24 protein-coding genes and 1 pseudogene are annotated in these 26180 nt (G+C 48.1%); 12 read left to right on the plus strand and 13 right to left on the minus strand.

Going from position 1 to position 26180, the window contains the following annotated elements; genetic code table 11:
• Positions 1-86 precede the first annotated feature (86 nt).
• A complete protein-coding gene (gene ycjG, locus ACJHXB_RS15630; RefSeq protein WP_001469238.1) occupies positions 87-1052 on the plus strand; it encodes an L-Ala-D/L-Glu epimerase in 966 nt (321 codons plus the stop codon).
• On the opposite strand, the gene mpaA is transcribed toward ycjG, so the two are convergent.
• From mpaA to ACJHXB_RS15645, 3 genes are all read right to left on the minus strand, one after another.
• Positions 1027-1755, minus strand: coding sequence for a murein tripeptide amidase MpaA (gene mpaA, locus ACJHXB_RS15635; protein ID WP_001469237.1), 729 nt, complete (start codon positions 1753-1755; stop codon positions 1027-1029). The two genes, ycjG and mpaA, sit on opposite strands and share 26 nt — an antisense overlap.
• Positions 1756-2045: 290 nt before the next feature.
• Complete coding sequence (locus tag ACJHXB_RS15640) at positions 2046-2684, minus strand: SDR family oxidoreductase (protein ID WP_000800181.1); 639 nt, start codon at positions 2682-2684, stop codon at positions 2046-2048.
• Between the two features lie 70 nt (positions 2685-2754).
• A complete protein-coding gene (locus ACJHXB_RS15645; RefSeq protein WP_001605344.1) occupies positions 2755-3675 on the minus strand; it encodes an alpha/beta hydrolase in 921 nt (306 codons plus the stop codon).
• 137 nt (positions 3676-3812) lie between these two features.
• On the opposite strand from ACJHXB_RS15645, the gene pgrR reads away from it, so the two are divergent.
• Positions 3813-4712 carry a DNA-binding transcriptional regulator PgrR gene (gene pgrR, locus ACJHXB_RS15650; RefSeq protein ID WP_000817700.1) on the plus strand — a complete coding sequence of 300 codons (900 nt, stop codon included), beginning with the start codon at positions 3813-3815 and terminating at the stop codon, positions 4710-4712.
• Between the two features lie 336 nt (positions 4713-5048).
• Positions 5049-6662 carry a murein tripeptide ABC transporter substrate-binding protein MppA gene (gene mppA / locus ACJHXB_RS15655; protein ID WP_000683027.1) on the plus strand — a complete coding sequence of 538 codons (1614 nt, stop codon included), beginning with the start codon at positions 5049-5051 and terminating at the stop codon, positions 6660-6662.
• 50 nt (positions 6663-6712) lie between these two features.
• Here mppA and ynaI read toward each other — a convergent pair whose 3' ends face one another.
• A complete protein-coding gene (ynaI, locus tag ACJHXB_RS15660) occupies positions 6713-7744 on the minus strand; it encodes a low conductance mechanosensitive channel YnaI (protein WP_000559899.1) in 1032 nt (343 codons plus the stop codon).
• A gap of 243 nt (positions 7745-7987) precedes the next feature.
• Here ynaI and ACJHXB_RS15665 point away from each other — a divergent pair, with 243 nt between their 5' ends.
• A complete protein-coding gene (locus ACJHXB_RS15665) occupies positions 7988-8245 on the plus strand; it encodes a DUF2534 family protein (protein ID WP_000605090.1) in 258 nt (85 codons plus the stop codon).
• Positions 8246-8294: 49 nt separating this feature from the next.
• Here ACJHXB_RS15665 and uspE read toward each other — a convergent pair whose 3' ends face one another.
• The 6 genes from uspE to abgA form a co-directional block, all read right to left on the minus strand.
• Complete coding sequence (uspE, locus tag ACJHXB_RS15670) at positions 8295-9245, minus strand: universal stress protein UspE (protein WP_001262123.1); 951 nt, start codon at positions 9243-9245, stop codon at positions 8295-8297.
• Positions 9246-9396: 151 nt separating this feature from the next.
• Entirely contained in the window at positions 9397-10149 is a 753-nt protein-coding gene (fnr, locus tag ACJHXB_RS15675; RefSeq protein WP_000611911.1) for a fumarate/nitrate reduction transcriptional regulator Fnr, read from the minus strand.
• 194 nt (positions 10150-10343) lie between these two features.
• Positions 10344-10859 (minus strand): methylated-DNA--[protein]-cysteine S-methyltransferase, encoded by a 516-nt coding sequence (ogt, locus tag ACJHXB_RS15680; protein ID WP_000945046.1) that lies wholly within the window; start codon positions 10857-10859, stop codon positions 10344-10346.
• 10 nt (positions 10860-10869) lie between these two features.
• Complete coding sequence (abgT, locus tag ACJHXB_RS15685; protein ID WP_001469236.1) at positions 10870-12396, minus strand: p-aminobenzoyl-glutamate transporter; 1527 nt, start codon at positions 12394-12396, stop codon at positions 10870-10872.
• A 36-nt stretch (positions 12397-12432) separates the two neighbouring features.
• Positions 12433-13878: a p-aminobenzoyl-glutamate hydrolase subunit AbgB gene (gene abgB / locus ACJHXB_RS15690; RefSeq protein WP_001156418.1), complete on the minus strand. Its 1446-nt coding sequence runs from the start codon at positions 13876-13878 to the stop codon at positions 12433-12435.
• Complete coding sequence (gene abgA, locus ACJHXB_RS15695) at positions 13878-15188, minus strand: p-aminobenzoyl-glutamate hydrolase subunit AbgA (protein ID WP_000444940.1); 1311 nt, start codon at positions 15186-15188, stop codon at positions 13878-13880. Before abgA ends, abgB begins: the two co-directional genes overlap by 1 nt.
• A 175-nt stretch (positions 15189-15363) precedes the next feature.
• Here abgA and ACJHXB_RS15700 point away from each other — a divergent pair, with 175 nt between their 5' ends.
• Positions 15364-16272, plus strand: coding sequence for a LysR family transcriptional regulator (locus tag ACJHXB_RS15700; protein ID WP_410233512.1), 909 nt, complete (start codon positions 15364-15366; stop codon positions 16270-16272).
• Between the two features lie 172 nt (positions 16273-16444).
• Here the strand turns inward: ACJHXB_RS15700 and ACJHXB_RS15705 are convergent, their stop codons facing one another.
• A complete protein-coding gene (locus tag ACJHXB_RS15705; protein ID WP_001605345.1) occupies positions 16445-17260 on the minus strand; it encodes an AraC family transcriptional regulator in 816 nt (271 codons plus the stop codon).
• A gap of 96 nt (positions 17261-17356) precedes the next feature.
• Between ACJHXB_RS15705 and ACJHXB_RS15710 the strand changes: the two genes are divergently transcribed.
• The 3 genes and pseudogenes from ACJHXB_RS15710 (at position 17357) to smrA (ending at position 20654) form a co-directional block, all read left to right on the plus strand.
• The gene (locus ACJHXB_RS15710; protein WP_000587190.1) at positions 17357-18385 is read left to right on the plus strand and encodes an HlyD family secretion protein; all 1029 of its coding nucleotides are present in this window, start codon (positions 17357-17359) and stop codon (positions 18383-18385) included.
• Positions 18382-19837, plus strand: a pseudogene (locus tag ACJHXB_RS15715) (DHA2 family efflux MFS transporter permease subunit). Before ACJHXB_RS15710 ends, ACJHXB_RS15715 begins: the two are co-directional and overlap by 4 nt.
• Before the next feature lie 253 nt (positions 19838-20090).
• Complete coding sequence (gene smrA, locus ACJHXB_RS15720) at positions 20091-20654, plus strand: DNA endonuclease SmrA (RefSeq protein ID WP_001046832.1); 564 nt, start codon at positions 20091-20093, stop codon at positions 20652-20654.
• 20 nt (positions 20655-20674) lie between these two features.
• On the opposite strand, the gene dgcM is transcribed toward smrA, so the two are convergent.
• Complete coding sequence (gene dgcM / locus ACJHXB_RS15725; protein ID WP_001469235.1) at positions 20675-21907, minus strand: diguanylate cyclase DgcM; 1233 nt, start codon at positions 21905-21907, stop codon at positions 20675-20677.
• A gap of 193 nt (positions 21908-22100) precedes the next feature.
• Between dgcM and ydaN the strand changes: the two genes are divergently transcribed.
• The 4 genes from ydaN (at position 22101) to dbpA (ending at position 24996) form a co-directional block, all read left to right on the plus strand.
• The gene (gene ydaN, locus ACJHXB_RS15730) at positions 22101-22148 is read left to right on the plus strand and encodes a protein YnaN (protein WP_211180494.1); all 48 of its coding nucleotides are present in this window, start codon (positions 22101-22103) and stop codon (positions 22146-22148) included.
• Positions 22149-22161: 13 nt separating this feature from the next.
• Entirely contained in the window at positions 22162-23145 is a 984-nt protein-coding gene (gene zntB, locus ACJHXB_RS15735; protein WP_000387383.1) for a zinc transporter ZntB, read from the plus strand.
• 274 nt (positions 23146-23419) lie between these two features.
• On the plus strand, positions 23420-23593 hold the full coding sequence (gene ynaL / locus ACJHXB_RS15740; RefSeq protein ID WP_001605346.1) for a protein YnaL: 174 nt from the start codon (positions 23420-23422) through the stop codon (positions 23591-23593).
• 29 nt (positions 23594-23622) lie between these two features.
• The gene (gene dbpA, locus ACJHXB_RS15745; RefSeq protein ID WP_000123717.1) at positions 23623-24996 is read left to right on the plus strand and encodes an ATP-dependent RNA helicase DbpA; all 1374 of its coding nucleotides are present in this window, start codon (positions 23623-23625) and stop codon (positions 24994-24996) included.
• Positions 24997-25124: 128 nt separating this feature from the next.
• On the opposite strand, the gene ttcA is transcribed toward dbpA, so the two are convergent.
• A complete protein-coding gene (gene ttcA, locus ACJHXB_RS15750; RefSeq protein ID WP_000081420.1) occupies positions 25125-26060 on the minus strand; it encodes a tRNA 2-thiocytidine(32) synthetase TtcA in 936 nt (311 codons plus the stop codon).
• Positions 26061-26180 lie beyond the last annotated feature (120 nt).

Here is a 26180-nt window from a genome sequence, read left to right on the forward strand (position 1 = left end):
CACACCTAGTTTATGCTAACTGTCAATAACACAGCAAACGCTATTTGCGCTTAATCCGCAGACCACCGCGACAACAAGGAGTAAACATGAGAACCGTTAAGGTAGTTGAGGAAGCCTGGCCCTTACATACCCCGTTTGTGATTGCCCGGGGAAGTCGCAGTGAAGCGCGCGTGGTGGTGGTTGAACTGGAAGAAGAAGGTATTAAAGGCACCGGTGAATGCACGCCGTATCCGCGTTATGGAGAAAGTGATGCCTCGGTAATGGCGCAAATTATGAGCGTCGTACCGCAATTAGAGAAAGGGCTGACACGGGAGGAGTTGCAAAAAATTCTCCCTGCCGGCGCAGCACGTAATGCGCTGGATTGTGCATTGTGGGATCTGGCGGCGCGAAAACAGCAGCAATCGCTGGCTGATTTGATCGGCATAACGCTTCCCGAGACAGTTATCACTGCACAGACGGTAGTCATCGGTACGCCTGATCAGATGGCCAATAGTGCATCAACACTCTGGCAGGCAGGCGCGAAATTACTGAAAGTGAAGCTGGATAACCATCTTATCAGTGAGCGGATGGTGGCAATTCGCACCGCTGTGCCCGATGCGACGCTGATCGTTGATGCAAATGAATCCTGGCGTGCAGAAGGGTTGGCGGCGCGTTGCCAGCTATTGGCGGATTTAGGCGTTGTGATGCTTGAACAACCGCTTCCTGCGCAGGACGATGCGGCGTTGGAGAATTTTATTCATCCGTTACCGATTTGCGCAGATGAAAGTTGTCATACTCGTAGCAATCTGAAGGCGCTGAAAGGGCGCTATGAGATGGTTAACATTAAGCTTGATAAAACCGGTGGTCTGACGGAAGCGCTGGCGCTGGCGACTGAAGCACGTGCACAAGGTTTTAGTCTGATGCTGGGCTGCATGTTGTGTACCTCTCGTGCCATTAGCGCCGCTTTACCGCTGGTGCCGCAGGTCAGTTTCGCCGATCTTGACGGACCGACCTGGCTGGCGGTAGATGTGGAACCGGCGCTTCAGTTCACGACGGGCGAATTGCATCTTTAGGATGCCAGCGCAGCAAGTTTGCCATCGCAAAGAGATATTTTTCGCTGGCTTCGTCGGAGGAGATGGGCGGAAACTCTGCGGTGATGCAATGCAAGTTGAGATCTGCACACCAACTACCGAAAGAGCCAGGTGTTTCATAACCGACGCTGGTTACCAGAGGCAATTCAAACGCCTGGGCCAGCCATTCGCCTAAATCGCTGTGTCTGGGATCTTCAATACAGGCCAGCGGATCGTGGAATGAGACCACCCAGGCGGGTTGAATGCGGTGTATAAGCTGGCACAGCGCCTGGGTTTCAGGTTCAGAGCCAGGTTTGTCACCTGTCAGCAATACGACATCACGTTCTTCAGCGGCGCTGTTCCAGCGATAAACGGTTTCACCTTCCTTCCAATTCGCCGCCGGAAAGTTTCTGTTTAAATCCACACCATTAGCATTGGCCCGTAACCCCAACTGGCAGCCGTCAGGATTCACACACAGCACCACATGATGACGGCGCAAAGAAGGTGTCAACGTCCGCAGAGCACAGGAGAGCGTGACGACCGAAGAGTTTTCATCACCGTGAGTGCCAGCCAGAATCAAACCACTTTCGCGGCTGGCTGCAGGGGCAGGAAACCAGATTAACGGCGCGCCCAATAATGAACGCCCGTAATGTTCTGTTCCGGGCGGAAATGCGCCGCGTTCGGCGCGTGGGCGGGTTACGGTCATGATCGTCTCTGGTTCAGGAAGTATTACAGGCAGTGTTGTGCAAATTTTGCGGATTATCAAATCCTTTTCTTCAACGCTATGTCATCGATCTTGTATCACTTTTTTGCCGAAAGTTGTTTGCATTTTCATTGATGTGCAGATATTAGAATTGTCGTAATGTTATATACATGGCGTATTTTATTCTTACTGGTTCTACACATGTTAATCGCATCTGATTGATCAGTTCACCTTAATAAGTTTAATAAATCGTACTGCACATAGTACAGTACGAAGGTAGCTATATAATTGATTTACATGAAGAATGGCTTATCGCCATCAGTCCCGGGTTGATTGATGCCTATATTCTCACCAATGTGTTTCTCAGGTTTATCGATGATATCTGTAATTAATGCTGCGACACTCTTACGTGATACGATCGTACCTTTGAATGGTTCATTGCGTGAGGTAAGCTCATAATCAATAATATCTTCATCAGTCAGCCAGGCAGGGCGAAGAATTGTATATTCCAGTCCAGAAGCCTCAATTGCATCCGCAGCCCTGCGGAATGGTTTTAGGGGCTCACCAATAACTGCATTATTCCATTCGCCAAATTTTCCTGGAACTTCATCATAAATACCGAGGGAAAGAACAAAGATCAGACGTTTAACATCACAGGCTTTCATCGCAGCGATCACTGAATTTGCCTGAATATCTAAATCTTCCCCCGTAAGGTTGGCATACACAACATCCTGTCCCTCCATGGCCAGCTTCAGTGCTGCATGATTCAGTACATCCCCCATAATAATCTGGCTATTAGTTGGATAGGGTTTGTGGATTTTTGCTGGCTGACGGGCAAATAAAGTTTGTTTAATGGTTTGTTTATCTGCCAGTTGATTAATCACATGGCGGGCTATCTGACCGCCAGCACCAAGAATCAGTACATTTTTCATGAAACTTTTCCCAGATTATTGGCAGTAATATGCCAGGCCATATCACTATTGCGGATTTGAATATGTTTCATTACAGAGTTTCCTCAAAGAACGGAGCTAATACTGAAATTGCTTCAGCCACATAGACTTTGCCGTCATAAAGATCCATATGGTTTGTGCCTTCAACAATGTGATAGCGTTTATCCTGGCTTGATGCTCGATCGTACAGGTCGTCACTCATCCATTTGCTCCCTGCCTGGCTGCCCGCCACAATCTGTATCGGCTGAGTCAGGTACACTTCCGCCATATGGTAAGCATCATAGGTAATAATCTGGTTAAGGCTGCGCAAAGTAGCGTAACCCGGTGCTGTTGGATACTGCGCGCGAGGGGTGTGGTAATACTCCCAGGCCTGACGCAGTTCTTCGTTCGGCGCATCGGACTCCTTCATTGGTGCCAGTGGCATAGTGGCGTATTCTCCGCTGCTAATATCGCTGGTTCGGGCGTTTGAACCCGCGTCAACGTATGGTAGGGCATCAATAGATTTCACATTGTTTTCCCAACCATTACGGAACATCGAACCAATATTGACCGCACTAACAGTACCGATGGCCTTGATGCGGCGATCCTGAATTGCAGCATTGGCTGTATATCCTGCACCGGCACAAATTCCCATCGCACCAATTCGGCTATTGTCGACATAAGAAAGCGTTGTCAGGTAATCAATCACGGCACTGACGTCTTCAGTACGAATGTATGGGTTTTCTAACTGACGCGGCTCGCCGCCGCTTTCACCTTGATAAGATGCGTCATAAGCAATAGTGACAAATCCCTTTTCCGCCAGTTTTTCGGCATAGGTTCCGGCCGTTTGCTCTTTAACGCCCCCACCTGGGTGAGATACCACAATTGCCGGATACTGACGGGTTTCATCAAATTTTGGAGGGAAATAGATCACTGCAGACAAAGAGATGGTTGGATTATTGCTGTTAGTGAAGCTGACTTGATTATTCATCATTCCGTTCCTCATGGAGTTGTCGGTTCGTTTTAACGGTTGGTGATATCACTATAGATATTGATCATTAAGTTGATTAGACCCAAAATCATGATTAGACCTATCATTTAAATGATTAATAGATTGTATGGAGATACTGAATGAAGCGTGAAGAAATCGCTGATCTGATGGCGTTTGTCGTCGTTGCAGAGGAGCGTAGCTTCACTCGCGCAGCAGCCCGCCTGAGCATGGCGCAGTCAGCTTTAAGCCAGATAGTGCGCCGTATAGAAGAACGATTGGGATTGCGGCTTCTGACGCGAACCACGCGCAGCGTTGTACCCACTGAAGCGGGCGAGCATCTTTTGTCTGTTCTTGGCCCTATGTTGCATGACATAGATTCTGCCCTGACATCCCTGAGCGATCTGCAGAACCGCCCATCCGGGACAATACGTATTACTACTGTAGAACATGCAGCAAAAACGATATTGTTACCAGCTATGCGCACATTCCTGAAATCGCATCCTGAAATTGATATCCAGCTTACCATTGATTATGGTTTGACCGATGTCGTTTCTGAACGTTTTGATGCAGGCGTCCGTCTGGGTGGAGAGATGGATAAAGATATGATCGCCATTCGAATCGGGCCAGATATACCAATGGCTATTGTTGGCTCACCGGATTATTTTTCTCGTCGAAGTGCTCCAACGTCAGTGTCACAATTAATAGATCATCAGGCAATTAATTTGTATCTTCCCACATCGGGTACAGCAAATCGCTGGAGATTAATACGCGGTGGACGTGAAGTTCGTGTTCGCATGGAAGGTCAGCTTTTACTGAATACGATAGACCTGATCATTGATGCTGCAATTGATGGGCATGGATTGGCGTATCTACCTTATGATCAGGTTGAGCGAGCTATTAAAGAAAAAAAACTGATACGTGTTTTGGATAAATTCACACCAGATTTACCCGGTTATCACCTGTACTATCCACACCGTCGACATGCCGGCTCGGCATTCTCATTATTTATAGATAGGCTGAAGTATAAAGGTGCTGTTTAGCACTACTTGCTGATACATTAATTTAATTCTTCTCTTAACGTATTCTCAGTTCTTTTCAACGTTTTGGTTATTTTTTATTCTTCGTACAATGGCGACAGATGCTGATTATGATACCGAAAACGGGTTTGAACGTGCGAAGCCCGAACGTAGTGTTCGGAGTTCTATGTGCTTTACCGCATTTTGGAGACTATTATTTACACTAAATCTGATTTGATATATTGATACTTAAAACATTTGATGCTTCCTTTGTCACTTTTTTGATGGAAGTTGTTTGCATTTCTTTAAGGCGAAACAAATAATTACGCATCAATTTTAATGTCGGTTAGAGGGAAACTTATGAAGCACTCTGTTTCAGTCACGTGTTGTGCGCTGTTGGTCAGCAGCATTTCTCTTTCGTATGCTGCAGAAGTTCCGAGCGGCACAGTACTGGCAGAGAAGCAGGAGCTGGTGCGCCACATTAAAGATGAGCCTGCGTCGCTGGATCCCGCTAAAGCCGTGGGGCTGCCAGAGATTCAGGTCATTCGCGATCTGTTTGAAGGACTGGTGAATCAGAACGAGAAAGGGGAGATTGTCCCCGGCGTTGCGACTCAGTGGAAAAGTAATGACAACCGTATCTGGACTTTTACCCTACGCGATAACGCAAAATGGGCGGATGGCACACCGGTAACGGCGCAAGATTTTGTCTACAGCTGGCAACGTCTGGTGGACCCAAAAACATTGTCGCCATTTGCATGGTTTGCCGCGCTGGCGGGAATTAACAACGCACAGGCGATTATTGATGGTAAAGCTACGCCTGACCAGCTTGGCGTCACCGCAGTTGATGCCCATACTTTGAAAATCCAGCTTGATAAACCGTTGCCGTGGTTTGTGAATTTAACCGCTAACTTTGCCTTCTTCCCGGTGCAAAAAGCCAACGTAGAAAGCAGTAAAGAGTGGACGAAACCCGGAAAACTGATCGGTAATGGCGCTTATGTTCTTAAAGAGCGCGTAGTCAATGAAAAACTGGTCGTGGTACCGAATACCCATTATTGGGATAACGCCAAAACGGTGCTGCAAAAAGTGACCTTCCTGCCAATTAATCAGGAATCCGCAGCCACTAAGCGTTATCTCGCGGGGGATATTGATATCACTGAATCCTTCCCTAAAAATATGTATCAGAAGCTGTTGAAGGATATTCCGGGGCAGGTTTATACGCCGCCGCAGCTTGGGACCTATTATTATGCGTTTAACACGCAAAAAGGGCCGACGGCAGATCAGCGCGTTCGTCTGGCATTAAGTATGACGATAGATCGCCGCCTGATGACCGAAAAAGTATTAGGGACGGGCGAAAAGCCAGCGTGGCATTTTACACCAGATGTTACTGCAGGATTTACGCCGGAACCTTCGCCGTTTGAACAAATGAGTCAGGAAGAACTGAATGCGCAGGCAAAAACTTTGTTGAGCGCAGCTGGTTATGGTCCGCAAAAACCGCTGAAGCTGACGCTTTTGTATAACACTTCAGAAAACCATCAAAAAATTGCGATTGCTGTAGCATCGATGTGGAAAAAGAACCTTGGCGTAGATGTTAAATTGCAGAATCAGGAATGGAAAACCTATATCGATAGCCGTAACACCGGCAATTTTGATGTTATCCGCGCCTCATGGGTAGGGGATTATAATGAACCCTCCACTTTCCTTACGTTGTTAACGTCAACGCATTCAGGGAATATTTCACGCTTTAACAATCCGGCATACGACAAAGTACTGGCCCAGGCATCAACGGAAAATACCGTTAAAGCGCGTAATGCCGATTACAATGCGGCAGAAAAAATTCTCATGGAGCAAGCACCGATTGCACCAATTTATCAATATACCAATGGACGATTAATCAAGCCGTGGCTGAAAGGTTATCCCATTAATAACCCGGAAGATGTGGCGTACAGTCGGACTATGTATATTGTGAAGCATTGATGTGATGGGAACTGGCGTTACCCTTGTGAATAACGCCAGTGATGTCTGATTTAGCGACCCTGGTCCGGCGGTGTAATGTTATCCATATACAGCGTCTGGCTGGGGAAGGCAAAGTCCGCGCCGTGTGACTGTACAATATCGATAATCTTCAAATAAACGTCTTGCTGTGCAGCAAGCCATTCAGCCCATACCGTGGTTTTGGTAAAGCAATAAACCATAATATTCAATGAAGAGTCAGCAAACTGGTTGAAATAAACCAGTAAGGTTTGTCGCTGGTCGATGGCCGGGTGATTTTTCAGCATCTCACGTACGGCTTCGACAATAACGCCCACTTTTGCCGCATCCTCATAACGTAAACCAATGGTCGTGGTAATGCGCCGGTTGGTCATTCGTCCTGGGTTTTCTACGCTGATTGACGAAAACAGCGAGTTCGGTACGTACAACGGACGATTATCAAAAGTCGTAATCTTGGTAATTCGCCAGCCAATTTCCGCTACTGTACCTTCGATATTTCTGTCCGGTGAACGGATCCAGTCGCCAATACTAAAAGGACGGTCGAAATAGAGCATAATCCCGGAAAAGAAGTTACTCAGAATATCTTTACCGGCCATACCGACAGCCAGACCACCAATACCACCAAAGGTCAACAAGCCAGAAAGGCTCATGCCGAAATGTTCGCCATAAAGCAGAACAAGCACCACAATAATGGTGATTTTGATGATACGCGACATAATCCGCGCACTAGTGATATCGCGACCTTTTTTAATCTGCTGTTTTTCAAACTGATTTATCAGCAGAAATAGTTTAATCGTCAGAATAACCGCAATCAGGGACGTACAGATAAAATCGATAACGCCTGGGGTGATAAATTTGAGTTTATAGTTTTCTATAACATAATTAATGATGCTACCAACAGCACTGATAATTATGGTGTAGATTAAAAATTGCACCGCATGGAATAAAAATCCTTTTCTTTTACGATTTCCGCGGCGAAACCAAAAGCTCATCAGAATCAATGCTGCGCAGCTACCGAAAATAATGACCAGATTAAGCGCATTATTTGTAAACAGTTCAGCGATCATTGTTTTATCAGGCTCCTCCAGATAATTGTCGTCATGCCGGAAACCCCTGGCGGGGCTATTTTACCGCGACAATTCATTCAGATCATCAATAGTCAGGGAAGGAAGTAGCAACATTAGCTAACTAATCAATGCGTTGATTGTAAATCCAGCCAAGAGGTGAGGTTTTCAGAGCAGACAACGGTGAAATGTCATGGTATTGTTACGCTTAGGTAACAAGAAATTTGTCTGCACAAGGATTACATCATGATTATGGCGAAACTGAAGTCAGCGAAAGGGAAGAAATTTCTCTTTGGTTTGTTGGCGGTTTTCATTATTGCGGCGTCGGTAGTGACTCGCGCGACCATCGGCGGCGTGATAGAACAGTACAATATTCCGCTGTCTGAGTGGACGACATCAATGTATGTGATTCAGTCATCGATGATTTTTGTTTATAGCCTGGTCTTTACTGTGTTGCTGGCAATCCCGTTGGGAATTTATTTCCTGGGCGGCGAAGAGCAGTAAGTAAAAAATAGGCCCGATAACTCGGGCCTTGTCAGTTATTGAAGAGTCGTTAATCGTCTTCTTCGTCATCCAGTTCAACGGGTGTCTGATACTGGTCAGGTTTAATGACCAGCAGGTCGCAGCGAAGATGATCAATCACCTGTTCCGCCGTGTTGCCGAGGAATGCTGCTGAAATACCGGTGCGTCCTACCGTGCCCAGAACCACAATCCCCGCCTGTAAGTGCTCCGCCAAATCAGGAATCACCTCTTCTGGTAGACCTTTTTCTACGTGCGTCATGTTTTCATTAATGCCGAATTTCTGCCGCAGAGCTTTCATTGCCAGCAAATGTTGCCCACGAATGGCATCGTTATAAACGCTCGGATCAAATTCCGGCAGTTCAATCGCGATATTAATTGGCGTTACCGGATAAGCGCCAACCAGATGAACTTCGGTATGGTTGACTTGTTCCGCCAGTTCGATCGTCTCTTTGACCAGTTTTTCATTGAGCGCATTATGGTACGGCTCTTCACTGGCGAGATTCACCGCCACCAGCGCCTTACCCCCTTCCGGCCACGGCTGGTCTTTCACCATCCACACCGGGCTTGGGCATTTGCGTAACAGATGCCAGTCCGTTGGCGTAAAAATCACCGCTTCCAGACGGTCATGTTGGTGCGCCATTTTTAGCACCAAATCGTGCCCGCCGCTGATCACTTCCTGAATGATGGCTTCGAAAGGACGGTTATGCCAGACCACTTTAATTTCAATGGGAACGCCAGCATTGAGATAATATTTTGCCTGCTCGTGGATCCAGGCTGTACGCTGGCTGATGACGCCCTGACGCATAGCGGTACGTTCGTCCGGAGAGAGCAGGGTGGTCATTTCGTATGAGAAGTCATAGATCGGCAAAAAGGCTTTAATTTTGCCACCAATCCGTTGATGTAAATAAACAGCTCGCCGCAATGCTGGTTGGTCGTCCTGGTTAGGATCGATAACAACGAGCATGTTCTGATACATAGCCATACAGGGTCTCCTTACAACAACTGTCAACGCAGTTTGTAATTAAAAGATTAACCCATATCTGGTGAATGAAACAGTGATGAACCTTCTGTCAGATCAATAAATCAGAAAAATTTAATGATATGACAGAAGGATAGTGAGTTATGCGGAAAAATCAGGCAACGTTACGCGTATGACCAGCAAGCTGGGCCAGCGCGTCGTTATTTTCGATGGTGATGTATTTACCTTTGACTGCCAGCATACCGCTTTTCTGGAAGCGACCCAGCAGACGGCTGATGGTTTCTACCGTCAGGCCCAGATAGTTACCGATATCGCCACGAGTCATCGTCAGGCGGAATTCACGAGGGGAGAAGCCGCGTTGGGCAAAACGACGGGACAGGTTGTAGATGAATGCAGCCAGACGTTCCTCGGCATTTTTCTTCGACAACAGCAGGATCATGTCCTGATCGCCTTTGATTTCACCGCTCATCAGACGCATCATCTGCTGACGCAGATTCGGCATTTTACCGGACAAATCGTCCAGCGTTTCGAACGGGATTTCACATACCATCGAGGTTTCCAGCGCCTGAGCGAAGCTCGGGTGATGACCGCTGCCGATAGCGTCAAATCCCACCAGGTCGCCTGCTAAATGGAAACCAGTGATTTGCTCGTCGCCTTGCTCAGTGATGGTATAACTTTTAATCGTACCGGAGCGGATGGCATAAAGCGATTTAAGTTCATCACCAGCCTTAAACAGCGTCTGGCCTTTCTGAATAGGCTTCTTCCGCTCAATGATATTATCAAGCTGATCAAGCTCATGTTCGTTGAGTGTGAACGGGATGCAAAGCTGGCTGATGCTGCAATCCTGGCAATGGATAGCACAACCGCCAGACTGAATGCGCCGTATAATTCGCTTTTCCGGGATCATAGGTCTGCTCAAGCCGTAATTGATATTTGTCAATTTTAACATCTTTTTAGGGAGCAAGTAAGTCTAAGCAAACCTTAACAGCAGAGAATTCCGATATTAGATGTAAATATATGTCTATCTATTTGAAAACCCTTAAGTTGTTAAGGGTAACTTTACATAAAAGTGTGAACAAGCTGGCACAAATTGTTTAATGTTTACAGCAAAAGATAACCTTCGTGGCGTAATAACCACTCTTTTCGCTGAACTCCGCCTGCATATCCGGTCATGGTACCGTTTCTGCCAATGACCCGATGACAAGGCACAACAATGCTGATGGGATTCGATCCGTTAGCCGCACCAACGGCACGCGCCGCGCCAGGGCGACCCAATTGTTCGGCCAGTTGACCGTAATGCATTACCTGCCCGCAGGGGATAGTACGTAGTGTTTTCCAGACTTCGCGCTGAAATGGCGTCCCCCCTGTGGCAGTGGGAAGCGTATCAATAATGCTAAGATTACCGGCAAAATATTCACGAAGCTTGTCGCTTAAACCACCTGGGTTGGTGGCAGAAATGCGTTCATAGCCTTCTTTGCGGTAATGGATGTCCAGCAGCTGCACCATGCGTTCGCTGTACTCTTCCCATTCAACCGCCCGCAGGCGAAATTGCTCATCGCAAATCACCCACAGTGGACCCAGTGGCGTGACAATTTTTTCTTCAAGTAATCTCAGCATCCGTTCTCTCTTAAGACAAACGTGGGTAAATCCCCGGACCTATCGGCAGACCGACAAGATACCACGCCAGCAACATCAGCAGCCATACCACCAAAAAGATAAGTGGATAGGGCAAAACTAACGAATAGTAAGTACCCAGTTTCGCGTCTGGTTTGTAGCGTTGCAGGAATCCAAGAAACAGTGGAACAAAAGGAGATACTGGCGCTAAAGGCAATACGGATGAGTCGGCAATACGAAAGAGGATTTGCGCAAATGCCGGGTGAAAGCCAAGTAGCATAAACATTGGTACGAAAATGGGGGCCAGAATCGACCAGATTGCGGAACCGCTGGCGATAAACATGCATAAGAAAGAGGAAAGCAACGCCAGACCGACAAACGCCGGGATGCCGCTAAGCCCTGAACTTTCCAGTATATCGGTCAGCCCCACGGCGATGAATTTCCCCATGTTGCTCCAGTTAAACATGGCGACAAACTGGGCGAGGGGAAAAACCATCACGATAAATCCCGCCATCTCTTTCATCGGTTCAATCATTAAATGGGGTAAATCCGCCTGACGTCGAATTGTGCGGGTAGCGATGCCATAAGCCAGCGAGACCACAAAGAAAAAAAGAATGATCAGTGGCACGATACCTTTAATAAAGGGTGATGGCATCACGGTGTGATTAATCGGATCGCGCAATATCCCGTTTTCCGGGATCACCATCAGCGCAATCGCAGCGATAAAAAGTAGCGATACGACACCTGCTATGCGTAAACCAAAACGCTGACTTTCGGTCAATGTCTGCAGTTTCTCATCGCTGTTTCCCGGCCATTGACCTAACCGTGGCTCGATGATTTTGTCGGTTATCAGGCCGCCAACAATCGTCAGTACGACTACGGAGCTGGCCATAAAATACCAGTTATCAATTACACTGACGTGCATTTGCGGATTGAACGCAGCCGCCGCTTCCGTGCTGATCCCCGACAGCAACACGTCGGTTGTGACAATCAGTAAATTAGCCGTAAAGCCGCAACCTACGCCTGCAATGGCAGCCAGTAAACCTGCAACTGGATGCCTGCCCACCGCCAGAAAAATCAGCGCACCCATCGGTGGCATGATCACTAACGCCGCATCGGAAGAAATGTGGCTGAAAAAAGCAATAAACAGCACCATATAACTGGCGTAGCGGGCATTTACATGCGATGCCATTTTAACCATCAACGCTGGCAGTAAGCCGACGCGCTCCGCCAGACCGGCACCTAAAACCAGCGCCAGGATCGCGCCAAGTGGAGCAAAACCGCTTAAGTTTTTAATAACATTGGGTAAAAACCAGTGTAATCCTTCCACACTGAGCAGGTTTTTCACGACCACCGGCGTACCATCGGTCGGGTTTTTCGCACTGACGCCAAAGGCCGACAAAATTGCCGTCGTCACCATGAGTACGATAATCAAATAGATAAAGAGCAAAAAAGGATGGGGAACCTTGTTACCAATTCTTTCGACCCAGCCATAGAGCTTCCCGGATTGGGAGGACGACGGTATGGATGACATACTCATGGGCATTCCTCGTTTGTTGTGTTTGCGTTGTTGTTGTTATTTTAAAGGTGACGGTGTCACTTTTTTCGGGATAGGGCAGTGATACGGTTGCGTGTCCGTAACTTGCTGATGCTCTTGTTGGCATTCTTGCAATAGCCCTGAATCAATGAAGAGATTAAGTGTGGTTGCTGCCATAGTTTTCGCCGCCAGCAGCATTCCTTTATGAGCAATAGATGTTCGCCCCTGGCTAACCAGTTGCCACGTATGTAGCGGGGTACCGACGGCAAAACAGGGGCTGAAACACTGGGCAACAGGCAGTTTCCAACTGACGTCGCCGACATCAGTTGATGCCGCAAGCACGTTATCGGTGGCGGCATATGGAGCGACTTCATTCGCCAGTACCGTTTCACGATGACGTAGTGCAAAAGCCTTGCCGTTTTCGCCACCGGTTGCAGCGATATTATTCAGACTGTTTTGCCGATCGTTGAGGGTGAGCGTAGCCTGAATTTGTTTCGCAAAAGCCAGTTCTTCGCAGTTCCATTCCGGAGTACCAAAATGGGATAGGGCCTGGTACATGGCATTTTCTAAGGTGCGATTCGGGAGATAACTGGAACAGGCTTTGTCGAAGCGGCATTCAACCGTGGTTTCGGTCATCAATGCCGCACCTTCGGCGATTTTGGCGACCCGATCATAAATATGCTGCACATCGGTCATTTCGGGGGCGCGGATAAGATAAAGCACTTCTGCCTGCGCCTGGACCACGTTGGGCGAGATCCCACCGCTATCTATGATGGCATAGTGTACGCGCGCTTTTTCAATAATATGTTCGTTGAGGAAGTTGGTGCCAGTGGTCATCAACGTTACGGCATCAAGGGCGCTGCGTCCCAAATGTGGGGAGTTCGCGGCATGTGCTGCGATCCCTTTAAAGCGCCATGATGCCTGAATGTTTGCCAGCGTGCGGGTATTGAACATACCGGCAAAGGCTTCCGGGTGCCAGGTGAGTGCCGCATCCACATCATCAAATACCCCCTCGCGGACCATGAACGTTTTACCCGAGCCGCCTTCTTCGCCAGGACAACCATAAAAGCGCACCGTGCCGCCTTGCCCATATTGTTCCAGCCATTTCTTGACGGCTATTGCTGCGGCAAAGGCGGCGGTTCCCAGCAAATTGTGTCCGCAACCGTGACCATTTTCACCGGGCGTCGCGGATGTAGGTTGCGCGCAACCTGCTTGCTGACTTAAACCTGCCAGGGCGTCATATTCCCCCAGCAGGGCGATAACCGGTTTGCCTTGACCAAACGAAGCAATAAAGGCATTTGGGATATTGCCTACGTTGCGGGTAACGGTGAAGCCTGCAGACTCCAGCGCCGAAGCCAGATGCTCCGCTGACCAGAACTCTTCAAAACGTGTTTCTGGATGATCCCAGATTTGATCGGCAATATCGGTATAACGTTGGCGATCGGCTTCAATCGCATCGTCGATAAAACGATAGATTTCCTGCATCAGATACCTCGCGTCCAGGGAAAATTGAGCGCGGTGCGCGCCAGCGTTTCGACGGCAATAGCGAGAACCTGCTCGTCAAAATCGAATTTTTCGTTGTGATGACCTGCCGCCAGCTGTGTGCCAAACACCATATAGGAGGCTTGCCCTTGATGTTGCTGCACGCGGGCCATCATTAATGTGGCATCTTCGGAACCCGCAGGCGCTTCAACACGTTCAATGGCCTTATTGACCCCCGCGACCTGAGCTGCCTGACTTTGCAACCATGCGACCCATTGCGGCGAAGGAGAACTGGCGGTAGCTGCACCCATCAGACGAGTTTCAACGCCGACACCATACATGGTTGCTGCGCCCTGAATCGCTTGTTGTGCACGGTCAAAAACATATTGATTAATGACGTCGCTGGCCCCGCGTGTTTCCACTTTCAGCAACGCTGAGGCGGGAACAACATTACGACCGCTTCCTGCCTGCATAACGCCCACGTTTACTCTGGAAGCGCCTTCGCTGTGCGGGGCGATTGCATGCAGTGCAAGAGTTGCTTGTGCTGCCGCCAACAAGGCATTGTGACCGTCTTCTGGTTTTGCGCCTGCGTGAGCCGCGGTCCCGGTGAAGTGCGCGTCAAATTTGGTGGTTGCCATAAAATTATCACTGCCGCACACCACGGTGCCCGCAGGTACGCCAGTGCCAATGTGCACGGCAGTAAAATAATCAACATCATCTACGACACCTGCATCGACCATCGCCCGCGCGCCACGCGTACCTTCCTCTGCAGGCTGAAAAATCAGTTTGATGACGCCATGTAGTCCGGACTCGAACTGTTTAAGGGTATGCGCCAGCCCAAGCCCAATGGCGGTATGCCCATCATGACCACAGGCATGCATCATTCCGGCGTTACATGACGCAAAACCGTCGCGGTAGGGGCGATGGCTGACATCCTGCTCTTCACTGAGATCCAGCGCGTCCATATCGACACGGAAAGCCATAACCGGACCGGGGCGACCGGTATCCAGGGTGGCGACGATACCCGTGAAACCACCTTCAAAAGCCGCAATCCATTGTGCTAGCGCACCCTGTTGACGAGCGCGCTCGAATTCGCGTTGTAGAGTGAGTTCATCAGGTAGTCCCATCCGGCTACTTTCATTAACTACTTCGCGGCCCAGCGCCAGTGAATAGCCGAGCTGCTGCAATTCTTCCGCAACAAGGGTGGCAGTGCGGAATTCCACCCAGCCAGACTCTGCATAGTGATGAAAATCACGTCGCCAGTGCGATAATTTTGGGGCAAGCGAATTAACAAATTGATTCAAAGACTCCATAACCTTTCCCGTCATCAGTAAAAAGTGTGACCCGGTTCACGTAGCGATAGTTTTTACTTATCACTAACTGATTTTTCACAGTTTTAACCGTTCATAAATTACCCTGACACAATCATCTGCATTAAAGTAGATGCCAGTTTCTTTGGTCTGATAAATAACGGTTATCGGTGGCGTCATGGCTTTTCAGGTAAAAATTCATCAAATTCGGGCTTTTGTTGAAGTGGCTCGTCAGGGCAGCATTCGCGGAGCGAGCCGAATGTTGAATATGTCGCAACCGGCACTGAGTAAATCTATTCAGGAGCTGGAAGAAGGGTTGGGGGCACAACTCTTTTTTCGCCGTAGTAAAGGCGTGACGTTAACTGATGCCGGTGAAAGTTTTTATCAGCACGCCAGTCTTATTCTTGAAGAGCTGCGCGCAGCGCAAGAGGATATTCGCCAACGACAAGGGCAACTGGCAGGGCAAATTAATATCGGCATGGGGGCCAGTATTTCCCGCAGTCTGATGCCAGCTGTCATATCTCGTTTTCATCAGCAGCATCCGCAGGTAAAAGTACGCATTATGGAAGGGCAACTGGTATCGATGATTAATGAATTGCGCCAGGGGGAACTGGATTTCACCATCAATACCTATTATCAGGGACCCTACGACCACGAATTTACTTTTGAGAAATTACTGGAAAAGCAATTCGCGATCTTTTGCCGCCCGGGACACCCCGCCATTGGTGCCCGTTCGATCAAACAGTTACTGGACTACAGCTGGACAATGCCGACGCCACACGGCAGCTACTACAAACAGTTGAGTGAATTGCTTGACGATCAGGCGCAAACGCCACAGGTCGGCGTAGTCTGCGAGACGTTCTCAGCCTGTATCAGTCTGGTGGCAAAAAGCGATTTTCTCAGCATACTACCTGAAGAAATGGGCTGCGATCCCTTGCACGGACAGGGGCTGGTGATGTTGCCGGTTAGCGAAATTTTACCGAAAGCGACCTATTATTTGATTCAGCGGCGTGATAGTCGCCAGACACCACTGACCGCGTCATTAATCACGCAATTTCGGCGAGAATGCGGCTATCTGCAAAGTTAAAACTGCATAAAAAAATAGAGCCTGTCGACATCCGCCAGACTCTACAGTACACACAGCAGTGCATCCTCGTCTTAAATCCGGCCTGGGGTCCTGGTGACCGGTGACAGTGTTATAACGGTTTTACCCATCCGTTGCCAATTTTCTTCAGTGACAGATTTCACGAAAATATAAGTTAAATCATTTGTCTTGTGATTGCATAATCATGCATCGTTAATCGACGAGTAAATTTACCGGGCGAGTAGCCCGTTCGACGCTTAAACATATTGCCGAACGATTCAGCTGAGGCATAGCCCAGACGATGGGCAATTTTGGTCAACGAATATCCATCATCAAGAAGCGTCACTGCAGAAATAACGTGCATTTGCTGAACCCAGTGGCGAAATGTTAATCCCGTCTCTTTAACAAATAAGCGCATGAGTGTACGGCTACTGACGTTAATTTTATCCGCTAGATTATCCAGTGTTGGCAGATACCCTTGGTTGTTTAGCAAATTCTCACAAAGCTGCTGTAGCCGCTCATCATTTGGCCAAGGGAGTTCAAGTGACATTTTCACCCCCATTTTTATTTCCTGAAGTATCAGTGTCTCGAGGGCTGAAAAACGTAACTGTTGTTTATCTGTGGTACTTTGCGACGGTGGAAGTTGGTTAATTGCAATTAGTAATTCTCTTAACAGGGGTGAAATACCCGTCATCAAGCAAACTTTTCCCAGCGTTTCACTTTCCGCTTCTGAAACCAGTACGGTTTTTAAAAGTACGTTGCCTGTCGCAACAAACTTATGCGGCATTTGTGGGGGCAGCCAAAGCGCGCTGCTGGCATGCACTAGCCAGACGCTTTCTCCAGCCCATACACGAACGACTCCTTCAGCCGGGTAAAGCAACTGGGCATAGAGATGTTTATGCCAGGGAACTGTGCCTCCATTCAGATGTTCCGAATCCAGTCCGATAATGTGATGCCCTGGTGATGCTTTGGGTTGCAGTGTGATTGTCATTTACAGTAGGTATTTTGTCAGAAATCATCAAATAAGCCATGTTAAATTTTAAATATGACGAATGCAAGTTTCCGGATATATACGGTGTAAAGAGTGATGATAATTTCTAAAAAACAGCTTATTGGGGTGGTAGCGATCGGTATTATTTTGGCTGGCGTTGTCTTTTTTATCTGGTGGGTAAGCAAAGGAAGATTTATACAGACGACGGATGATGCTTACATTGGTGGTAATATCACCACGGTGGCAAGTAAAGTTTCTGGTTATATTTCTGCTATAGAGGTGCGCGATAATCAGAGCGTAAAAAAAGGCGATATTATCCTGCGTCTCGATGATCGGGATTATCGTGCAAATGTCGCCAGGCTTGAGGCAAAAATAAAAAGTAGCAAAGCCAATCTCGAAAGCATTCAAGCCACTATTGCGATGCAGCAGTCGATAATTCAAAGTGCCAGTGAAACATGGCAGGCAGTAAAACATGAGGAGCAAAAGCGCCTGCGAGATACTGAACGTTATGAAAAACTCGCACAATCAGCGGCAATATCGCAACAAATTATTGATAACGCCAGGTTTGACTACCAGCAGGTCGCAGCAAAGGAGCGCAAAGCCGCGAACGATTTCATGGTGGAGAAGCAACGGCTGGCAGTTTTATCTGCTCAGGAAGAAAACGTACGTGCAAGTATCGAAGAAGTTCAGGCCGCTTTGACTCAGGCACTACTGGATCTGGAATATACCCTTGTTCGTGCGCCGATTGATGGCATTGTCGCAAACCGCAGCGCCCATACAGGCAGTTGGGTGGAAGGCGGCACATCGTTAGTTTCACTAGTACCAGTCAGTGAGTTGTGGGTTGATGCAAATTATAAAGAAAACCAAATAGCGGGAATGAAGCCAGGAATGAAGGCTGAGATCCGTGCTGATATTCTCAAAGGGGAAGTGTTTCACGGTCACATTGAAAGCCTTTCCCCAGCGACAGGAGCCAGTTTCAGCTTGATTCCGATAGAAAATGCCACTGGCAATTTCACCAAAATTGTTCAGCGTGTCCCGGTACGGATTGCATTTGACGACGCAAAGGAATTAAAGCAACTTCTTCGCCCGGGACTGTCCGTCACCGTCAGTGTTGATGAGAGATGATGTCTATGCGTAAACATATTGCTTTCGCCAGTATGTGTATGGGATTATTTATTGCTCAGCTTGATATTCAAATTGTATCGTCATCCCTAAATGAAATAGGTGGTGGTCTGTCCGCAGGTAAAGACGAAATGGCCTGGCTTCAGACCAGCTATTTAATTGCTGAGATTATTGTTATTCCGCTCTCTGGGTGGCTGTCACGGGTATTTTCCACTCGTTGGCTTTTTACTCTATCCGCGGGAATATTTACTTTAATGAGTATCGCGTGTGGACTTGCATGGAATATTCAGATCATGATTTTGTTTCGTGCTTTACAGGGAGCGGCTGGCGCATCCATGATCCCTTTAGTTTTCACGACGGCGTTTATTTATTACCAGGGTAAAGAGTTGGGGTTGGCTGCTGCGGTAGTCAGTGCGCTGGCCTCACTGTCACCGACGCTAGGGCCAACTCTGGGGGGCTGGATCACTGATAACCTCGACTGGCGATGGCTATTTTATATCAATATATTACCTGGCATATATTTAGTTTTGAGTATTCCTTTTCTGGTTAATTTTGATAAACCTGATCTCTCTTTACTGAAAGTTGCTGATTATCCGAGTATTATCCTGTTGGCCATGACACTGGGATGTCTGGAATATACCCTTGAAGAAGGAGCGCGCTGGGGATGGCTGGATGATAATACTATTTTGCTGACATCAGTTCTGGCATTGGTGAGTTTTATTTTATTTGCTGCGCGTACACTTACAATATCCAATCCGATAATGGATCTTCATGCTTTTAAGGATAAAAATTTCACGCTGGGATGTTTTTTTTCTTTTTCTGGAGGGGTTGGGATATTCTCTACTGTATATTTAATACCTGTGTTTTTGGGGCAGGTTCGCGGATTAAATGCCGAAGAGATAGGTTTTGCCGTTTGCACAACAGGTATTTTCCAGTTATTTTCTGTTCCCTTTTACTTCTGGTTAAGTAAAAAAATAAATCTGCGATGGCTGTTGATGGCGGGGCTGGGTGGATTTGTGTTTTCAATGTATCTTTTTACCCCTATAACCCACGAATGGGGATGGCAGGAGTTACTGTTTCCACAGGCAATTAGAGGGATTTCGCAGCAGTTTGCGATGGCCCCCATCGTAACATTAACGCTGGGGGGAATTCCAAAAGAACGGCTGAAGTTAGCCTCTGGTGTATTTAATTTAACACGTAATCTTGGGGGCGCGATTGGTATTGCCCTGTGTGGCTCTATTCTCAATAATCGAACTAATTTTCATTTTTCGAGAATGGGTGAAAAAATGGTTTCTGTTCCCCATACGGTGAATGACTTCATTTCCAGAAGTGCTTTGTTTTTTAATCGCAGTGGAAGTGACCAGACATCGGAAATACTGGCTTCAACCAAATTATTGAGTCAATTGATGCTGAGGGAGGCGCAAACTATGGCATTTTCGGATACCTTTCTGCTAATCAGTGGTCTGTTATTTATCGCATTTTTGTTGGTTCCTGCTATGAATAAATCATCCTGATCGGAGCCTGTGCTGAATTAAACTCGGGCTAAACTGTTCGATACTGCTAACAGGCTAGTATAAAATGCCCCGCCTGCGCAGATACTCACAGGTATGAAGTAGAGTATTGTTTCAATCTGTGAAGGGAACGATGCAGTAAGTATGAACAATTAACCCGTCTGAATCACGACGTGTGAAGGTGCATAGGAGGTTACATGAACCTTGACGACAAATCGCTGTTTCTTGACGCCATGGAAGATGTCCAGCCGCTGAAACGTGCTACAGATGTCCACTGGCATCCAACGCGTAACCAACGTGCGCCGCAGCGTATCGACACGCTGCAACTTGATAATTTCCTCACCACCGGATTTCTCGACATCATCCCGCTAAGTCAGCCGCTGGAGTTTCGGCGGGAAGGGTTGCAACATGGGGTGCTGGATAAGCTGCGCAGTGGTAAATATCCGCAACAGGCGAGCCTGAATCTTTTGCGCCAGCCGGTGGAAGAGTGCCGCAAAATGGTGTTCAGTTTCATTCAACAAGCCCTGGCGGATGGTTTGCGTAATGTGCTGATTATTCATGGTAAAGGGCGGGAAGATAAATCGCATGCCAATATTGTCCGCAGCTATGTGGCGCGCTGGTTGACCGAATTTGATGATGTCCAGGCATATTGTACCGCGCTACCGCATCATGGCGGCAGCGGGGCGTGTTACGTCGCACTACGTAAAACGGCACAGGCAAAGCAAGAAAACTGGGAGCGCCACGCTAAGCGCAGTCGTTGATCTCGAGACGCATCCGCGGCTTATGCCGCCAGCACGCGGTTGCGTCCATCATTTTTCGCCCGATACAAAGCATCATCAACGCGTTTAAACAGTTCATCGATGCTTTCATTTCCTTCGTGATGCGCCACACCAATGCTGACGGTAAAGCGTGGTAAGCCCGAAATACTCACTTTTGCCACGCTTACGCGGATAGTTTCAGCCAGCGAAAGCGCGGTATCCAGTGGGGTTCTTGGTAGCAATAAGACAAACTCTTCGCCTCCCCAACGAAACACCAAATCGCCTTTGCGAGCGCAACTTTCGAGGGTGCGGGCGAGGGCGCATAACACCTCATCACCTTTAGAATGCCCATAGAGATCGTTAATGTGTTTAAAACGATCGGTGTCGATGAGCAACAAGCTGTAATCCTGAGCGATGGCGAGATGCTGCATTTGGCCTGGTTCCGTAATGTGATAAAACTGTCGCCGATTCAGTAATCCGGTCATCGCGTCATGGTGGGCAGCATGTTCCAGCTGCTCCTCCAGCCGTTTTTGCTCAGTAATATCATGCACAATACATAACATGAGCTTGTCGCCATAAATTTCAATCGGCCCAGCATAGGTCTGCACATGACGAGTCGAACCATCCGCCAGTTTATGAACAAAATTCAAAGGCTTATGGCCACCGGGTAAATGCGAAATTTCATGCATGATAGGCATGACGCGACGCCCGAGCATATTAATTTCCCAGGTATGTTTCTGGCACATCGTTTCATGGTTATAGCCATAGAAATTGAGCGCGGCGAGGTTAGCATCGACGATTTGGCCATCTCGTGAGGGGTCAATCAACAACATTGGTGCAGAGTTAGTCAGAAAAAAGCGCGCATAAAAACCTTGTTTTTTGCGCTGATAATTTGCCGAGCGACTGGCTTTTAAACCCAGCGTTGCCGGTGCTTCGATACCTTCGAAAATAATCACCGGTTCTGCTTCTGTCAGCTTTCGCAAAACAAGCCGACAGCTCAATGCTGTTTCCTCTTCATTGCGCTGAACGGTGAGGATTTCGATAATATCGTGTTGGTCTTGCAGATCGGAGAGGTATTTCGGCAGTTCTTTTTGTGAGGAGACGGAATAGGGACCGGTTCGTAGCTGACTAAACGTGAGGTCTTGCATCAACAGTCGCGCCGCGCTGTTGGCATAAATTAACTGTTCCTCAAAGGGCGAAACGATCCAGACAGGACTGGTGAGTAAGTCCAGGGTATTGAAGTTGTGCGTAATCATTGAGATCCCGTTATTTTTATCAATTTTTGTTGCTATCCGATCGCAAAAAAGCCACGTCATATGATCAGATAATTCTGATAATGATAGACGCTATTTAACACTTCACACGGTTTGTATACGGAAAAGCATTTTGCTTTTTGTATTCAATTTAGACAGAATTTTATTAATCATTTCAGGGTAATGGGGTGATGAGATGTTGCGTAACAGGGCCAGAAGGCTAGACTACAAAATAATGCGTTGATGATGGAGGCACTGTGGAAGCGATTAAGGGATCGGACGTTAATGTCCCGGATGCAGTATTTGCCTGGATGCTGGATGGTAGAGGCGGCGTTAAACCGCTGGAAAATACAGATGTGATTGATGAAGCGCATCCCTGCTGGCTCCACCTTAATTATGTACACCATGATAGCGCCCAATGGCTGGCGACAACACCGCTGCTTCCCAATAACGTACGTGATGCGCTGGCGGGCGAGAGCACACGGCCCCGAGTCAGCCGTCTCGGTGAAGGTACGCTGATTACATTGCGCTGTATAAACGGCAGCACCGATGAACGCCCCGATCAACTGGTCGCCATGCGTGTATATATGGACGGGCGGTTAATTGTTTCGACCCGACAACGCAAAGTGCTGGCGCTGGACGATGTGGTAAGCGATCTGGAAGAAGGCACTGGTCCGAACGATTGCGGGGGATGGCTGGTGGATGTGTGCGATGCGTTGACCGATCATTCCAGCGAATTTATCGAGCAGCTGCACGATAAAATTATCGACCTTGAAGATAATCTCCTTGATCAGCAAATTCCACCGCGTGGATTCCTGGCTCTGCTGCGCAAACAATTAATTGTGATGCGTCGCTATATGGCACCGCAACGTGATGTTTATGCTCGTCTTGCCAGTGAACGTTTGCCGTGGATGAGCGATGACCAACGCCGTCGTATGCAGGACATTGCCGATCGCCTTGGGCGCGGCCTTGACGAAATCGACGCATGTATAGCACGGACTGGCGTGATGGCTGATGAAATCGCTCAGGTGATGCAGGAAAATTTAGCGCGTCGTACCTATACAATGTCGTTGATGGCAATGGTCTTTTTACCCAGTACCTTTCTGACAGGGTTATTTGGTGTCAACCTTGGTGGGATCCCAGGCGGCGGGTGGCAATTCGGATTTTCAATTTTTTGTATTCTGTTAGTTGTTCTTATTGGTGGTGTTGCTTTATGGTTGCATCGTAGTAAATGGTTGTAACAAAAGAAATTTTCCCGGCTGTCTGTATACAAAAACGCCGCAAAGTTTGAGCGAAGTCAATAAACTCTCTACCCATTCAGGGCAATATCTCTCTTGCAGGTGAATGCAACGTCAAGCGATGGGCGTTGCGCTCCATATTGTCTTACTTCCTTTTTTGAATTACTGCATAGCACAATTGATTCGTACGACGCCGACTTTGATGAGTCGGCTTTTTTTTGCCTGTTATTTATCAGCGTCTACCCTTTAAGAGTCCACCCAATGAACGGAGGGAAATATGACGACACTTATTTATTTGCAAATTCCTGTCCCTGAACCGATTCCTGGCGATCCTGTTCCAGTGCCCGATCCGAACCCTCGCCCGCAGCCCATGCCTGACCCACCCCCCGATGAAGAACCGATTAAATTGTCGCATCGTGAGCGTAGATCTGCGAGGATACGCGCCTGCTAACTTTGCGTCGATGACCACGAGAATAGATTGTGACCGCTTTTTCTACCCTGAATGTTTTGCCTCCTGCCCAACTCACGAACCTTAATGAGTTGGGTTATTTAACCATGACGCCGGTGCAGGCCGCCGCGCTTCCGGCGATCCTTGCCGGAAAAGATGTTCGCGTGCAGGCGAAAACCGGCAGCGGCAAAACGGCGGCTTTTGGCCTCGGCTTGTTACAGCAAATTGATGCGTCGCTATTTCAAACCCAGGCTTTAGTGCTGTGTCCTACGCGTGAACTGGCGGATCAGGTGGCAGGTGAATTGCGTCGGCTGGCGCGTTTTCTACCAAATACTAAAATTTTGACGTTGTGCGGTGGTCAACCGTTCGGTTTGCAGCGTGATTCGTTGCAACATGCGCCGCATATTATCGTGGCAACGCCGGGTCGTTTGCTGGATCACCTGCAAAAAGGCACGGTATCACTGGATGCGCTGAATACTTTGGTGATGGATGAGGCCGACCGCATGCTGGATATGGGATTTAGCGATGCCATTGATGATGTCATCCGTTTTGCGCCTGCATCTCGACAGACGCTTCTGTTTTCGGCAACCTGGCCGGAAGCCATCGCCGCAATCAGCGGACGAGTGCAACGCGATCCTTTAGCGATTGAAATTGACTCAACAGATGCTTTGCCACCCATTGAACAACAATTTTATGAGACATCCAGTAAAGGCAAAATTCCTCTGTTGCAACGGTTATTAAGCTTGCATCAGCCATCCTCTTGTGTGGTGTTTTGCAATACCAAAAAAGATTGCCAGGCTGTCTGCGACGCGCTGAATGAAGTAGGACAAAGTGCATTGTCGTTACACGGCGATCTGGAGCAACGCGATCGCGATCAGACCCTGGTACGTTTTGCTAACGGTAGCGCCCGTGTACTGGTTGCGACTGATGTTGCTGCGCGAGGTCTGGATATTAAATCGCTTGAGCTGGTGGTGAACTTTGAGCTGGCGTGGGATCCTGAAGTTCATGTACATCGCATCGGTCGTACAGCGCGTGCAGGAAATAGCGGTTTGGCGATCAGTTTCTGTGCCCCGGAAGAAGCACAGCGGGCCAATATCATTTCTGACATGTTGCAGATAAAACTTAACTGGCAAACGCCACCAGTTAATAGTTCCATTGTGCCGCTGGAAGCCGAAATGGCAACGTTATGTATCGATGGCGGGAAAAAAGCCAAAATGCGCCCGGGTGATGTATTAGGTGCGCTGACAGGAGATATCGGGCTTGATGGCGCAGATATTGGCAAAATCGCCGTGCATCCGGCGCATGTCTATGTCGCGGTGCGTCAGGCTGTTGCTCATAAAGCATGGAAACAGTTACAGGGCGGGAAGATTAAAGGAAAAACGTGCCGGGTGCGGTTATTAAAATAATGAAATGTTGAATTGCAGGGTGCAAGAGTAAACATCTTCTTCGGGATTGCCGGATGCGACGCTGGCCGCGTCTTATCCGGCCTCCATAAGAGTAGCCCGATAAGCTTGCGCATCGGGCGCTATCCTGGTTATTTCACTTCAACCACATTCAGTCGTAACTCATCCAACTGATTTTCATCTTCTTCAGGCTGCCAACCCGCCGGTTGTAGAGGGAGCTCTTCGCGATCAAACGCCAGATCACCCCCGTTAACCACTTCAGAACCGTGGGTAATGCCTTTGAAATCGAACAGGTTGGTATCGCACAGATGCGACGGCACCACATTCTGCATCGCGCTGAACATCGTCTCGATACGCCCCGGATAACGTTTATCCCAGTCACGCAACATGTCAGCAATCACCTGACGTTGCAGGTTAGGCTGTGAACCGCACAGGTTGCACGGAATAATCGGGAACGCTTTTGCATCGGCAAAGCGCTGAATATCTTTCTCGCGGCAGTAGGCCAGCGGACGAATCACAATATGTTTGCCATCATCGCTCATCAGTTTCGGAGGCATACCTTTCATCTTGCCACCGTAGAACATATTTAAGAACAGCGTTTGCAGGATATCGTCACGATGGTGACCCAGTGCGATCTTCGTCGCCCCTAGTTCCGTTGCGGTACGATAAAGGATACCGCGACGCAGGCGAGAACACAGTGAGCAAGTGGTTTTGCCCTCTGGAATTTTCTCTTTCACGATACCGTAAGTGTTCTCTTCAACAATCTTGTACTCAACGCCCAGCTTTTCAAGATACTCGGGCAGAACGTGTTCCGGGAAGCCCGGTTGCTTTTGATCGAGGTTAACAGCCACCAGCGAAAAATTGATTGGCGCGCTTTGCTGCAAATTGCGCAGAATCTCCAGCATGGTATAGCTGTCTTTACCCCCGGAGAGGCAAACCATGATGCGATCGCCTTCTTCAATCATATTGAAGTCAGCAATGGCTTCGCCCACGTTACGACGCAGACGTTTTTGTAATTTGTTCAGGTTGTATTGTTCTTTCTTACTAATTTCTTGATTTTGCGACATTTAAAAGCGACTCAATTCGTTATATGGCATCAGAAGAGTATGCGTCATGCCGGAACGCCCAGCATAAGAAATCTGATATAAAAACTGTGGCGTGTATGGTACGGATTAGAGGGGAAAATG

This window comes from Escherichia sp. WS3227_2 (genome assembly GCF_046486495.1).
Classification (GTDB): domain Bacteria; phylum Pseudomonadota; class Gammaproteobacteria; order Enterobacterales; family Enterobacteriaceae; genus Escherichia; species Escherichia coli.

What these genes read in the sequence shown, in the direction of transcription:
- ycjG (WP_001469238.1), top strand. Translation starts at nt 87, where the DNA reads ATGAGAACCGTTAAGGTAGTTGAGGAAGCCTGGCCCTTACATACCCCG.
- mpaA (WP_001469237.1), bottom strand. Translation starts at nt 1,755, where the DNA reads ATGACCGTAACCCGCCCACGCGCCGAACGCGGCGCATTTCCGCCCGGA.
- ACJHXB_RS15640 (WP_000800181.1), bottom strand. Translation starts at nt 2,684, where the DNA reads ATGAAAAATGTACTGATTCTTGGTGCTGGCGGTCAGATAGCCCGCCAT.
- ACJHXB_RS15645 (WP_001605344.1), bottom strand. Translation starts at nt 3,675, where the DNA reads ATGATGAATAATCAAGTCAGCTTCACTAACAGCAATAATCCAACCATC.
- pgrR (WP_000817700.1), top strand. Translation starts at nt 3,813, where the DNA reads ATGAAGCGTGAAGAAATCGCTGATCTGATGGCGTTTGTCGTCGTTGCA.
- mppA (WP_000683027.1), top strand. Translation starts at nt 5,049, where the DNA reads ATGAAGCACTCTGTTTCAGTCACGTGTTGTGCGCTGTTGGTCAGCAGC.
- ynaI (WP_000559899.1), bottom strand. Translation starts at nt 7,744, where the DNA reads ATGATCGCTGAACTGTTTACAAATAATGCGCTTAATCTGGTCATTATT.
- ACJHXB_RS15665 (WP_000605090.1), top strand. Translation starts at nt 7,988, where the DNA reads ATGATTATGGCGAAACTGAAGTCAGCGAAAGGGAAGAAATTTCTCTTT.
- uspE (WP_001262123.1), bottom strand. Translation starts at nt 9,245, where the DNA reads ATGGCTATGTATCAGAACATGCTCGTTGTTATCGATCCTAACCAGGAC.
- fnr (WP_000611911.1), bottom strand. Translation starts at nt 10,149, where the DNA reads ATGATCCCGGAAAAGCGAATTATACGGCGCATTCAGTCTGGCGGTTGT.
- ogt (WP_000945046.1), bottom strand. Translation starts at nt 10,859, where the DNA reads ATGCTGAGATTACTTGAAGAAAAAATTGTCACGCCACTGGGTCCACTG.
- abgT (WP_001469236.1), bottom strand. Translation starts at nt 12,396, where the DNA reads ATGAGTATGTCATCCATACCGTCGTCCTCCCAATCCGGGAAGCTCTAT.
- abgB (WP_001156418.1), bottom strand. Translation starts at nt 13,878, where the DNA reads ATGCAGGAAATCTATCGTTTTATCGACGATGCGATTGAAGCCGATCGC.
- abgA (WP_000444940.1), bottom strand. Translation starts at nt 15,188, where the DNA reads ATGGAGTCTTTGAATCAATTTGTTAATTCGCTTGCCCCAAAATTATCG.
- ACJHXB_RS15700 (WP_410233512.1), top strand. Translation starts at nt 15,364, where the DNA reads ATGGCTTTTCAGGTAAAAATTCATCAAATTCGGGCTTTTGTTGAAGTG.
- ACJHXB_RS15705 (WP_001605345.1), bottom strand. Translation starts at nt 17,260, where the DNA reads ATGACAATCACACTGCAACCCAAAGCATCACCAGGGCATCACATTATC.
- ACJHXB_RS15710 (WP_000587190.1), top strand. Translation starts at nt 17,357, where the DNA reads ATGATAATTTCTAAAAAACAGCTTATTGGGGTGGTAGCGATCGGTATT.
- smrA (WP_001046832.1), top strand. Translation starts at nt 20,091, where the DNA reads ATGAACCTTGACGACAAATCGCTGTTTCTTGACGCCATGGAAGATGTC.
- dgcM (WP_001469235.1), bottom strand. Translation starts at nt 21,907, where the DNA reads ATGATTACGCACAACTTCAATACCCTGGACTTACTCACCAGTCCTGTC.
- ynaL (WP_001605346.1), top strand. Translation starts at nt 23,420, where the DNA reads ATGACGACACTTATTTATTTGCAAATTCCTGTCCCTGAACCGATTCCT.
- ttcA (WP_000081420.1), bottom strand. Translation starts at nt 26,060, where the DNA reads ATGTCGCAAAATCAAGAAATTAGTAAGAAAGAACAATACAACCTGAAC.